The sequence below is a fragment of the Micropruina sp. genome (assembly GCF_047607385.1).
GTDB lineage: Bacteria > Actinomycetota > Actinomycetes > Propionibacteriales > Propionibacteriaceae > Micropruina.
Genome location: NZ_JASGDE010000156.1, coordinates 1 through 11,882 on the forward strand (window position 1 = coordinate 1; position 11,882 = coordinate 11,882).

Consider the following 11,882-nt stretch of genomic DNA (forward strand, 5'->3'; position numbering starts at 1 on the left):
CGCGGGTGATCGACCCGCGCCACGTCGCCGTGCGAGGAGGCAGTCACGTCCGGTCAGGACTCCATCGCGGTGAGGAACGACCGGGTGCGGTCGTGCTCGGGGTTGGTGAGGATCTTCTCCGCCGGCCCCGCCTCGACGATGCGTCCGTCCACCATGAAGATGATGTAGTCGGCGATGTCGTGCACCAGGGGAATATCGTGCGTCGCCATCAACATGGTCGCCTTGTTGGCGGCCATCCCCTTGATGACGTTGGCCACCTCGACCCGCAGTTCGGGGTCGAGGGCGCTGGTCGGCTCGTCGAGCAGAATCATCGTGGGATTCATGGCCAGCACGCGGGCGATCGCCACGCGCTGCTGCTGGCCGCCCGAGAGCTGCGAGGGATAGCGGTCCTCGCGGCCCACCAGTCCGACCCTCTTGAGGGCGTCCATGGCGGTCGCCTGGGCCTCGGCCTTGGGCCGTCCGAGCACCTCGATCTGCCCGTACATGACGTTCGCCACAGCGGTCATGTGCCGGAACAGGTTGAAGTTCTGGAACACCATGCCGATCCGGGCCCGCTGGGCGGCGGCCTCCTTGTCGCCCAGCGGCTCCAGAAAGTCGCCGACCTTGCGGTAGCCGATCAGGTCGCCGTCCACCTCGATCGTGCCGGAGTCGATCGGCTGCAGGTTGTTGACGCAGCGCAGGAAGGTGGACTTGCCGGCACCGGACGGCCCGATCAGGGCCACCACCTCGCCCGAGTGCACCTTCACCGAGACGTCGTGCAGAACCTTGACTTCCCCGAACGACTTGTAGACGTGCAGGGCTTCCATTTTCAATGTGGGTTCGGTCATGGCCCTACCTCGCTGGGTATCGACGCTCGAGGAACTGCTGAAGGAACGTGATGAGCGCCGTCAGCACCAGGTACCAGAACGCCGCCACGAGCAGCAGCTCGAGATACTTGAAGTTGGAGTAGTAGATGCGGCTCACGGTGAGCAACAGCTCGATGTACCCGATGGTGTAGGCCAAAGAGGTGTTCTTGATCATCATGATGTACTGATTGCCGGCCGACGGAAGGATGATCCGGAAGGCCTGGACGAGGACGATCTGGGTGGTGATCTTCCTGCGCGGCAGTCCCAGTGCCAGGGCGGCGTCCCGCTGGCCCTGATCGACGCCCATGATGCCCGAACGGACCACCTCGGCCATGTAGCCGGTCTCCGCCAGCGACAGGGCGAACAGTCCGGCGACGAACGGCGTGAAGAACACGCTCGCCGGCTGGTCGACCCACACCACGTCGGTGAACGGGATCCCCAGCCTGACCTGGCCGATCATCCGCGGGATGGCGTAGAACCAGATCAGCAACTGGACCAGCATCGGTGTGCCGCGGAAGAAGAACACGTAGGCCGACGCCACTCCCGACAGCACCTTGTTGCTCGAGATCCGCATCAGCGCGACCAGGGTGCCGAGCACCAGGGCGATCGCCGTGGACAGCGTGGCCAGGCTGAGGGTTCCCCACAGACCGAGCCAGATCTGCTGGCCGAACAGGTAGCGCGCCACCGTCCCGAAGTCGAAGACGCCGGAGACCGCGAAGCTGACGATCACCCAGCCGACGATGACGATGACCACCGCCGCCTGGACGAACTGGCCCCACGGGAATTTCGCCTTGACCGGGAAGTAGACGCTGCCGGACGTCTCGGTCGCGGCGGTCATGGCAGCACCACCCGCATCATCGCGAGACGATCACGGCTTCGCATCGAGATCGCCATTCAACGCCGGCTTCTTCAGGCCGCCACGGTTGATGCCCCACTTCTCGAGGATCTTGTCGTAGGTGCCGTCGGTCATCATGTCCTGCAGCGTGTTGTACACGGCGTTACGCAGGGCGGTGTTGTCCTTGGTGAACGTGTAGTTGATCAGGTAGTCGACCAGCACGTAGTCACCGATGGTGACGAGATTGTTCGGATCCTGCTTGACGATGTACTGGCTCTGCGCCACATCGGGCGTGTAGGCGTCGATGCGCTTGGACAGCAGGCCCTGAATGCCGAGGTTGGTGTTGGTGTAGGGCTCGATCTGGATCGGGTTCCCCCCACACTTCTCGTTCTCCTTGTCGAACGCCGCCTGCAGCGTGGTGGACCCTTCGAGCATGCCGACCTTCTTGCCGCACAGGTCCTGGGAGTTCTTGTACTTCCCCGCGTCCTCCTTGCGCATGATGTAGGTGGCGCCGGACTGGAAGTAGCCGACCATGTCGACCTGGGCGAGCCGCTCGGGGTTGGGGCTCATGCCGCCCGACCCCATGTCGAACTGCTTGGACTGCAGGCCGGTGATGATCGCCGAGTAGTCGACCTGCAGCCATTCGATCTTCAGGTTCAGCCGCTTGCCGATCTCGTCGATGAAGTCCACGCCGAAGCCCTGAAGCTTGTCCTCACCCGCCGGGCGGAACTCGCCGGGGATGTAGGCCTGCTGGGAGCCGACTTTGAGGACGCCGGGCATGACCGTATGAACCTCGGACGACGACCCGGAGGGCGACGCGCTACTGCTGCTGCTGGGGCCGACACACGCGGACAGCAACAAGGAGGCCGTGGCTACGGCTGCCGCCGCGCCCAGGCAGGTACGAAATTTCCGCAACATGGTGCTCTCTTTCTTTGAGGCAGATAGACGGATTGCTCTTTCCTAGGAGGAACGGGTGGAGTCGGTCACCGGGTGTCGGCGGAGCGGCCGGGTGCCACCGCCGGTGCCGGGCGGTCGAAATCGGGGCATTCGGCCGCCTCGTCGAAGATGGCCTGCACCTCGGTGCGGTAGTCCAGCGGGAATTCCTGCTCGATCAGGCCATCGGGGACGCGCTGCCAGTAGAACCGCGGGGGCCGCATCGGCTTGCCCGGCTGGCTGAGCACGTAGGTGAAGGCGTCGTAGGTCTCGCCGTCGTCTCCCCGGACGGTCAGGAAGATGATGTCGAAGTCGTCGAAGTCGTCGTTGACACGATCATCGTTGACCTCGAAGACGATGCCCCGAGCCGTCTTGCCGAGGGTGTTGGTGTCGGCCAGATGACACCAGCCACGATCGGTGCGCTCTCCGGCGGCGCGGAACTGGATCTGATGGTTGGGTGCGGTCGCCTTGGTGATCGCCACCGCCTCCGGCAGGTACTTGCGGAGTTCGGACTCGAGCAGGTACGTGCAATATCCGAAGTAATACACCGGGTTCTCCTCTCAGCGAAGCGCCCTGCCTCGCTTGTATGGTGCACCGTACACGGTTTGGTATACATTGCCCAGACCTAGGAGCCACGCTCGGGGCCGGAACACGGATCCGGTGGCCGCTGACGGCTCCCCACCAGCTCAGCCGAGAGGATTCGCAATGAGCGATCTGTTCACCCAGCTGCACCACATCTGCATCGTCGTCCATGACCTCGATCGAGCCGTTTCCGCTTATCAGCGGCTTGGTGTGGGTCCCTGGTTCGACTACCCGAAGGGGGGCGCGTACGTGGAGTACGACGTGCCCAACCCGGCCGGTTCGGCGGGCATGAAGTACAAGTGTTACGACTTCATGAACGTGCAGCTGCAGCTGTGCCAGCCGGGCCCCGAGGACACTCCGCAGCGCCGTTTTCTGGACACCCACGGCGAGGGCGTCTACCACCTCGGCTTCGAGGTTCCCGACCTGCCGGACGCCGTCGCCACCGGCCAGCAGCTCGGCCTGGACGTGATCGGCAAGGGCCGCCGCGCCGACGGCTCCGGCTTCTGCTACTTCGACACCCGGGAGGCCAACGGCGTCACCCTGGAGGTCCGGCACACCAGCGAGGCCACGGCGTCCGACCCGAAGCAGAACTGACCCACCACCCAGGAACCCTCCCCCAGGGCTGGTCGGACGGCGGGCGACAGCCGTCCGACCGGTGGGGAGTGCTCCCGAGCGACAGCCACCCGACTGGGGGAATGCTCCCTGGGCGGCGGTACCCCGACCGGGGGAAACGCTCCCTGGCGACAGCCACCCCACCGGTGGGGGTGCTCCCTGGCGATAGCCGCCCAACCCGGGGGGCTCGCGGGCGGCGGCACCCCGCCGGCGCCTGCAGATCTGCATCGAAGGGCGCGGCTGGGGCCTACCGACCTTCACCTGTCCCTGGCCGCCGTCCCGGTCACACCGATCTCGACATCGGTGACCGCTGTCAGATTCCGCGACCGCTTTCGTGTTATTACCCGAAACTCGTCACCGACGATGAAACCCGTCGCCGATGGCGAGATCGGCGGACCCGGACGCCGCGACCCGAACAGGCCGACCCGAACGCGGCGGAGCGAACGAGGCGACGATGCCCCGACCGGCGTCCCCCGTCGGGCGTCCGGATCGCATACCGTTGCGGCGTGGGGCGTGCCGGAGACGGCGGGCGCCCGCACCGAGCAACGGCGCTCACCGAGAGGAGCACAACCATGGCCAAGGACAAGCGGCTGGTGATCGGCATCGACATCGGCACCGGCAGCTCCAAGGGGGTGCTGTCCCGGCTGGACGGCAAGGTGATCGCCACCGCGGAACAACAGCACCGGACCTCGATGCCCAAGCCGGGCCACGTCGAGCACGACGCCGACCAGGTCTGGTGGGCCGACTTCCTGGCCCTGGCGGCCGACCTGCTGCACCGCGCCGACGGCCCGGTGGTCGGGGTGACCGTCTCGGGGATCGGGCCGTGCAGCCTGTTCTGCGACGCCGACGGCCGCCCGCTGCGTCCGGCCATCCTCTACGGGGTGGACACCCGGGCCCACCAGGAGGTGGCCGAACTGAACCAGCAGCTCGGCCAGGCCGCCCTGCTGGAACGCTGCGGCAACGTGCTGACCTCGCAGTCCCAGGGCCCCAAGCTGCTCTGGACGATGCGCAACGAGCCCTGGGTGTGGGAGAAGGCCAGGTACGTCTTCATGGCCCAGACCTACATCGCCTTCAAGCTGACCGGCAGCTACGTGCTGGACCACCTGTCGGCGTCCATGTTCGATCCGATGTACTCGCCACAGACCCAGGACTGGATCCCGGAATGGTGCGAGCTGGTGGCGCCCGGCCTGCCGCTGCCGCAACTGCGGTACTCCAACGAGGTGGCCGGCCGGATCACCGCCGAGGCGGCCCGGCTGACCGGACTGCCCGAGGGCATCCCGGTCGGTGTCGGGACCACGGACGCCTACAGCGAGGCGCTGAGCGTCGGGGTGAAGGACCCCGGCGACGTGATGCTGATGTACGGCTCGACGATCGTGGCCGAGATGATCGCCGGCCGCTTCATGGCGCACCCCAACCTGTGGGCGATCTCCGGGCTGTACCGGGGCACCTTCGCGCTGGCCGGCGGGCTGTCCGCCTCGGGCGCGCTGACCGCCTGGCTGCGGGAGATCGCCGGCGGGGTGGAGTACGCGGTGCTCACCGAGGAGGCCGGCGACGTCCCGGCCGGGTCCAACGGGCTGCTGGCGCTGCCCTACTTCGCCGGTGAGCGGACGCCGATCAGCGACCCGAAGGCGCGCGGCGTGATCGCCGGGCTCACCCTGAGCAGCACCCGCGGCGAGCTGTACCGGGCTCTGCTGGAGGCCACCGCCTACGGCACCCGGCACCTGCTGGCGGCGATCGAGGAGGCCGGCGGACGCGGCACCCGGTACGTCGCCGTCGGCGGCGGCACCAAGGGCGGCCTGTGGACCCGGATCATGTCGGACGTCTGCGGCATCGAGCAGGTTCTGCCCAAGCTGGCCATCGGCGCCAGCTACGGCGACGCGCTGATCGCGGCGCAGACCGTCGGCGAGGCCGACGAGTCCACCAGCTGGATGAAGGTGTCGGCGCACGTGCAGCCCGACGAAGAGAACCGGGCGCTCTACGACGACTTCTTCGGCCGCTACCAGCAGCTCTACCCGGCCACCCGGGACATCGCGCACTTCCTGGCCGATCACCAGCTCGGCGGGACGGCGCCCTGACCCGCCGGCGCCCAGACCCGACCGGATCCCAGACCCGACCGACCCCCAGACGCGTCCGACGCCCTGACCAGCCCGACGCGCTGTCCAGCCGACGCCCAGACACGACAGGTCCGGACGCCGCGGCGTCCGGACCTGTCGTCGGTGTCGTTCAGTCGTGCAGTTCGTAGATCCGCACCGAGTTGGTCTGGCCGCCGGTGCGGGCCGGGTTGCCGGCGACGATCACGATCAGGTCGCCGGACTTCACCCAGCCGGTCTGCTGCAGGGCGTCCTGCACCGACTGCACCATGCCTTCGGTGCTGGTGAACTCGGGCGTCACCCAGGACTGCACACCCCAGCACAGGGTGAGCTCCAGGGCCGTCCGCGGCTTCGGCGTGAACGCCATGATCGGGATCTCGCAGCGCAGCCGGGCCAGTCGGTGCGGGGTGTCGCCGGAGATGGTGAAGGCGGCCAGGTACTTGGCCCCGACCCGCTCGGCGATGTCGACCGCGGCCTTGGAGATCACGCCGGCGTGGGTGTGCGGGTCCCAGTCGATGTGCCGGATCTTGTCGAGGCCCTGGTCCTCGGTGTAGTTGATGATCCGGCCCATCACCTTGACGGCCTCGATCGGGTACTCGCCCATCGCCGTCTCGCCGGACAGCATCACCGCGTCGGCACCGTCCAGGATGGCGTTGGCGACGTCGGAGGTCTCCGCGCGGGTCGGCTGCGGGGCACTGATCATCGACTCCAGCATCTGGGTCGCCACGATCACCGGCTTGGCCCAGGTGCGGGCCTCTTCGATGATTCGCTTCTGCACCGACGGCACCTGTTCGGGCGGCAGCTCCACGCCGAGGTCGCCACGGGCCACCATGATGGCGTCGAAGGTGTCGATGATCTCGTGCAGGTTGTCGATCGCCTGCGGCTTCTCGATCTTGGCGATCACCGGGACGTGCCGGTCCTCCTGGTCCATGATCTCGCGGACCCGGTCGTAGTCGGACGCGCTGCGCACGAAGGACAGCGCCACCATGTCGACGCCGTGCCGCAGCGCCCAGCGCAGGTCGTGCTCGTCCTTCTCGCTCAGCGCCGGCACCGACACCGCGACGCCGGGCAGGTTGATGCCCTTGTTGTTCGACACCCGGCCGCCGACCACCACCTCGGTGATCACGTCGGTGTCGGTCACCTCGACGGCCCGCAGGTGGATCTTGCCGTCATCGATCAGCACCTGGTCGCCGGGGCTGACATCTTGGGTGATCGTCTTCAGCGTGGTGCCGCACCGCTCGGCGGTGCCCAGCACGTCGTCGGTGGTGATCACGAACTGCTGGCCGGCCTCGAGGATCGCGAAATCGTTCTCGAACCGGGTCAGCCGGATCTTCGGGCCCTGCAGGTCGGCGAACACCCCGACCGGGCGTCCGACCTCGTAGGAGGCGTCCCGAACCAGCTTCAGCCGCCGCATGTGCTCCAGGTGGTCGCCATGGGACATGTTCAGGCGAGCCACATTGATGCCGGCCTCCATCAGGCCGATCACCTTCTCAAGGGTGTCCGTCGAGGGACCCAGGGTTGCCACGATCTTCGCTCTACGCACGCCTGAACCCTAGCGGACTCAGGTGACCGGGACGCGACCAGGCAGTGGCCGATCGGGGTCAACCGTTACGAAGTTGTTCCACGGCGCCGGCCAGATCGTCGGGATAGGGCGAGTCGAACCGGACCTGCTCGCCGCTGCCGGGGTGTTCGAAGCCGAGTTCCACGGCATGCAGCCACTGCCGCTCCAGCCCGAGCCGGGCGGCCAGCACCGGGTCGCTGCCGTACAGCGGGTCGCCCACGCAGGGATGCCCGATGGCTTGGGCGTGCACCCGGATCTGGTGGGTCCGGCCGGTCTCCAGATGCACCTCGAGCAGGGTGGCGCCGCGGAACACCTCCAGGGTGTCGTAGTGGGTGACGCTGTGCCGTCCGCCGTCGACGATCGCCATCTTCCAGTCGTGCCCGGGATGCCGGGCGATCGGGGCGTCGATGGTGCCGACGTGCGGGTCGGGGAAGCCCTGCACCAGGGCGTGGTACACCTTGTCCACGGTGCGGTCGCGGAAGGCCCGCTTGAGCAGGGTGTAGGCGCGTTCGCTCTTGGCCACCACCATCAGCCCGGAGGTGCCGACGTCGAGCCGCTGCACGATGCCCTGCCGCTCCGCGGCCCCCGAGGTAGAGATCCGGAACCCGGCGGCGGCCAGGTGCTCGGTGACCGAGGGGCCGTCCCAGCCCAGCGACGGATGGGCGGCCACGCCGGCCGGCTTGTCGACCACCACGATGTCGGCGTCGTCGTGCACGATCCGGACGCCGGCCACCTCCCGCGGCGTCGCGACCACCGCGGACGCCGGCTCCGGCAGGCTCACCTCGAGCAGTTCGCCGCCGTTGACCCGGGTGGACTTGGTGACGCTGCGTCCGTCCAGCTGGACGTGGCCGTCTGCGATCAGGTCGTCGATCCGGCTGCGGGACAGCCCGGTCATCCGGGCCGCGGCGCTGTCCACCCGCTGGCCGGCCAGGCCGTCCGGGACCAGGTGCACGCTCACCGCTCGGCCCGTTCCGCGGCCGAGCCGTGTTCGACCTTGTCACCGGCCAGATTCACCTGGCTGATCACGGTCAGCCAGATCACCGTGACGGCGGCGAAGGTGATCCAGATGTCGGCGACGTTGAAGACCGCGAACCAGGGCACCTGCAGGAAGTCGACGACGTGGCCGTGGAAGGCGCCCGGCTCGCGGAACAGCCGGTCGAACAGATTGCCCGACACCCCGGCCAGCAGCAGGCCGGCGGCCACCGTCCAGCCGCGGTGCCGCACCCGGGGCACCATCCAGCCGAGCAGGAAGATCAGCGCCGCGATCGCCAGGCAGGTCAGCACCACGGTGAAGCTCTCGCCCATGCTGAACGCGGCACCCGGGTTGCGGATCAGCCGCAGGTACAGCTGGCCGGGAATCACCTGCACCGGGTCGGACGGGTCGAGACTGGCCAGCGCCCACTGCTTGGTCGCCCAGTCGAGGCCGAAGCCGGCCGCGCCGAGCAGCACCGCCGATAGGCCGTAGCGACGAGGGTTCACGGCTATCGCCGCTCCTCCCGCTTCTTGCAGGTCATGCACAGCGTCGCCCGCGGGAACACCTGCAACCGGTCCTTGCCGATCGGCTGGCCGCAGGATTCGCAGGCGCCGTACTCGCCGGAGTCGAACAGCCGCAGCGCCAGCTGCGCCTGCTCCAGCATCTCGCGGGCGTTCTGGGCCAGCGACATCTCCTGGTCGCGCTCGAAGTTGGTGGAGCCGACGTCGGCCGGGTCACGGCCGGCGCCCTCGCTGCCGTCGGAGAACAGATCCTGCAGCCCGGCCTCGGCGACCGCGATCGCCCGTTCCAGCCGGGCCACCTCGTCGGTGAGTTCCTCGCGCACCTCGGCGAGTTCCTCCGCCGTCCACGGCTCTTCGCCCTCGGCGACCGGGATGGACGCCGGACCCGCGGCAGCGGGATCCGTCTTGCGAGCCGTTGGCATCCGGGGAACTCCTTCAGGGTGGTGGTCCGAGCGGAGAGAGTACCACCCGCCGCGATATTCCTCAGTGCCGTGGACGGGTCAGTTCTGATCGCCGAGCAGCGCGTCCAGCCGCGGCGTGGCGGACGGGCCGGCGGGCTCCCCGAGCAGTTCCGGGACGTCCTCGGGCTCCGCCTGCGCGGACAGCGACTCCAGCTGCGCCCGCAGCTGGCTGGTCAGGCTCTGCCGGTACCGCTCTTCGAACGAGCGCAGGTGGTCGACCTTGCCGCGCAGTTCGTCGCGCTCGGCCTCCAGCGCGGTGAACAGCTCGGTGCGGCGGTCGGTGATCTCGGTGTTCAGCGCCTCGGACTTGGCCGTGGTCTCGGCCTGCAGCGCGTCGGCGGCGGCCTGGGCCTGCTGCTCGATCTCCTCGGCCCGGGCCCGGGCGTCGGTGAGCGCCTGGTGGGCCTGCGCGGCCGCCTCCTCGACGGTGGACTCGGCCTTGCCGGACGCCTCCGCGGTGATCCGCTGGGCGTCGGCGTCGGCCTCCTCGACCAGGCGTTCGGCCTGCTCGGTGGCCATCTGCAGCAGCTTGGTGACCGCGGGGGCGGCGTCCGGGGCGGCGGTGACCACGATGTTCTCGACCTTGGAGAGCCGCTCGGCCTGGGCCGCCTGTGCGGTCGCCAGTTCGGCGCGCACCCCGTCCAGTTCGGCACTCAGCGCGGCGATCCGCTCGTCCCGGCCGGCGAGTTCGCCCTTGGCCTGGTCCAGTTCGCCCTGCAGCCGGGTGACCAGCTCGCCCTGGTCGCTCTCGCCCAGCGCGCTGCGCGCGGTCTCCAGCTCGGCGCCGCGGCTCTCCAGCTCGCCGCGCAGCCGTTCCAGTTCGGCGTCCGCCTCGCTGAGCCGGCCGCGAAGTTCCTCGGTCTCGGCGGAGTCGGCGGCCGGGGCGGCCTCGGCCGGGCCGCCGGCGGTGAGCGTCTCGACCTGCTTCTTGAGGGTCTCGTTCTCCTCGCCCAACTGCGCCAGCGTCACCTCGACCTGATCGACGAAATTGTCGACGTCCACCGGCTCGTAGCCGTTACGGCGAGCCAGGTGGAACCGGGTCTGGCGAACCTGCTCCAGGGACAAGGTCATGCTTCACCTCACGAGTGACGGACGGTAACCAACCTCGTCAGGCTATCGGTGCGCCCAGCCGAACACAAAGGGTTTCGGCGACCCTCACACGAAGACGAACGGGATCAGCCGCTGCACGAACGACAGCCCGAGAAACAGCACCAGGAAGCCGAGATCCCAGCTGGTGGCGCCGATCCGCACCGGCGGGATGATCTTGCGCATGAACCGCAGCGGCGGGTCGGTGAGGGTGTAGACGAACTCCGCGATCACCAGCATCAGCCCACGGGGCTGCCAGTCGCGGACGAAGAGCGGCACGAAGGAGAGCACGGCCCGAACCATCAGGATGGCCAGATAAGCCCACAACACGTACCACAGGACGAATCCGACCAACTGCACGGCCACTCCCTTGGATGACGAGTCTTGACTGAGCGAGCCGCAGGTGGTGGACCTGGCTAGCTCTGGTTGTAGAACCCCCCGGCAATGCGCTCCTTGTCCTCAGCCGTGACGTTCACGTTCGGCGGGGACAGCAGGAACACCTTGCTGGTGATGCGATCAATACTGCCACGCAGCCCGAAGATGAGCCCGGCGGCGAAGTCGACCAGGCGCTTGGCGTCGACGTTCTCCAACTCGCCCAGGTTCATGATCACCGGGACGCCGTCGCGGAAGTGCTCGCCGATCGTCCGGGCCTCGTTGAAGGCGCGCGGGGTGACGGTGATGATCCGGCTCAGGTCGGCGGTGCGCGGCGCCGGAGCGGTGGGACGGCGGGACTCCAGCTCGGTGACGGTGGCCGCGGCGGGCACCGGGGCGGCCGGCACCACCGCGGACTGCGGCGCGCCGGACTGCTGGGTGGCGACCACCGGATGTTCGGGCTCGCGCGGCACCTGCTGGGTGACGTCGTCGACGCCGTACTCGGACTGCGCATAGTTGTTGTCCGAGACCAACCCGAGCCAGACGGCGGCCTTCTTCAATGTGTCAGCCATTTCAACCCCTCGTCGTGCCGTACACCTGCAACCCAACCATGGTTGCAGGCCCTCAGCCGGCATCCTCCATCCGACACGCACGCCCGCGCCAGATGATCCCGGCCTGGCGCCCGGACGCGGCCGCGTCCCGGCGATGGGAGTGCAGTGCCGGCGTGGTCAGGGTGCAGTCGCCGACCTCGGCGACCCGCACCCCGAGCCGTTCCAGGACGCCGCGGGCGCCCGCGCCGAGGTCGAGGCCGGGCGTGCCGGCCGCGGTGCTGCTGCGGCTACCCGGAACGACGGCCTCCACCTGGTCGGCCATCGCGGCCGGGACCTCGTAGCAGCGGCCGCAGATGTGCGGGCCGATCCAGGCCTCGATGCGGGCGGCGCCGGCGGCCCGCATCGACGCGACGGTGGCCTGCAGCACCCCGCCGGCCAGGCCGACCCGGCCGGCGTGCGC

The 11,882-nt window shown here is 68.7% G+C and carries 14 protein-coding genes; 2 read left to right on the plus strand and 12 right to left on the minus strand.

The window, feature by feature from the left end; translation table 11 throughout:
* Positions 1-53: 53 nt before the first annotated feature.
* From QM582_RS13760 to QM582_RS13775, 4 genes are all read right to left on the minus strand, one after another.
* A complete protein-coding gene (locus tag QM582_RS13760; protein ID WP_415085296.1) occupies positions 54-827 on the minus strand; it encodes an amino acid ABC transporter ATP-binding protein in 774 nt (257 codons plus the stop codon).
* A gap of 4 nt (positions 828-831) precedes the next feature.
* The gene (locus tag QM582_RS13765) at positions 832-1,683 is read right to left on the minus strand and encodes an amino acid ABC transporter permease (protein ID WP_415085297.1); all 852 of its coding nucleotides are present in this window, start codon (positions 1,681-1,683) and stop codon (positions 832-834) included.
* Between the two features lie 30 nt (positions 1,684-1,713).
* Positions 1,714-2,460 (minus strand): ABC transporter substrate-binding protein, encoded by a 747-nt coding sequence (locus tag QM582_RS13770; RefSeq protein ID WP_415085298.1) that lies wholly within the window; start codon positions 2,458-2,460, stop codon positions 1,714-1,716.
* Positions 2,461-2,663: 203 nt separating this feature from the next.
* Entirely contained in the window at positions 2,664-3,161 is a 498-nt protein-coding gene (locus QM582_RS13775) for a hypothetical protein (protein WP_415085300.1), read from the minus strand.
* Positions 3,162-3,318: 157 nt separating this feature from the next.
* On the opposite strand from QM582_RS13775, the gene QM582_RS13780 reads away from it, so the two are divergent.
* Both QM582_RS13780 and QM582_RS13785 read left to right on the plus strand, forming a co-directional pair.
* Complete coding sequence (locus QM582_RS13780) at positions 3,319-3,789, plus strand: VOC family protein (RefSeq protein ID WP_415085301.1); 471 nt, start codon at positions 3,319-3,321, stop codon at positions 3,787-3,789.
* Between the two features lie 590 nt (positions 3,790-4,379).
* On the plus strand, positions 4,380-5,882 hold the full coding sequence (locus QM582_RS13785) for an FGGY-family carbohydrate kinase (protein WP_415085303.1): 1,503 nt from the start codon (positions 4,380-4,382) through the stop codon (positions 5,880-5,882).
* Positions 5,883-6,030: 148 nt separating this feature from the next.
* On the opposite strand, the gene pyk is transcribed toward QM582_RS13785, so the two are convergent.
* From pyk to QM582_RS13825, 8 genes are all read right to left on the minus strand, one after another.
* Positions 6,031-7,440, minus strand: a complete 1,410-nt coding sequence (gene pyk, locus QM582_RS13790; RefSeq protein ID WP_415085304.1) for a pyruvate kinase — start codon at positions 7,438-7,440, stop codon at positions 6,031-6,033.
* A gap of 58 nt (positions 7,441-7,498) precedes the next feature.
* Entirely contained in the window at positions 7,499-8,416 is a 918-nt protein-coding gene (locus QM582_RS13795; RefSeq protein WP_415085306.1) for an RluA family pseudouridine synthase, read from the minus strand.
* The gene (locus tag QM582_RS13800) at positions 8,413-8,937 is read right to left on the minus strand and encodes a signal peptidase II (RefSeq protein WP_415085307.1); all 525 of its coding nucleotides are present in this window, start codon (positions 8,935-8,937) and stop codon (positions 8,413-8,415) included. The genes QM582_RS13795 and QM582_RS13800 overlap by 4 nt, the downstream gene beginning before the upstream one ends.
* A gap of 2 nt (positions 8,938-8,939) precedes the next feature.
* Positions 8,940-9,374 carry a TraR/DksA family transcriptional regulator gene (locus QM582_RS13805; protein ID WP_415085309.1) on the minus strand — a complete coding sequence of 145 codons (435 nt, stop codon included), beginning with the start codon at positions 9,372-9,374 and terminating at the stop codon, positions 8,940-8,942.
* Between the two features lie 78 nt (positions 9,375-9,452).
* Complete coding sequence (locus QM582_RS13810; RefSeq protein ID WP_415085311.1) at positions 9,453-10,484, minus strand: DivIVA domain-containing protein; 1,032 nt, start codon at positions 10,482-10,484, stop codon at positions 9,453-9,455.
* Between the two features lie 84 nt (positions 10,485-10,568).
* The gene (locus tag QM582_RS13815; protein WP_415085313.1) at positions 10,569-10,859 is read right to left on the minus strand and encodes a YggT family protein; all 291 of its coding nucleotides are present in this window, start codon (positions 10,857-10,859) and stop codon (positions 10,569-10,571) included.
* Positions 10,860-10,915: 56 nt separating this feature from the next.
* Positions 10,916-11,443, minus strand: a complete 528-nt coding sequence (locus QM582_RS13820; RefSeq protein WP_415085315.1) for a cell division protein SepF — start codon at positions 11,441-11,443, stop codon at positions 10,916-10,918.
* 52 nt (positions 11,444-11,495) lie between these two features.
* Positions 11,496-11,882 (minus strand): laccase domain-containing protein (locus QM582_RS13825; RefSeq protein WP_415085316.1); only part of this gene is annotated, 387 nt, incomplete at its 5' end.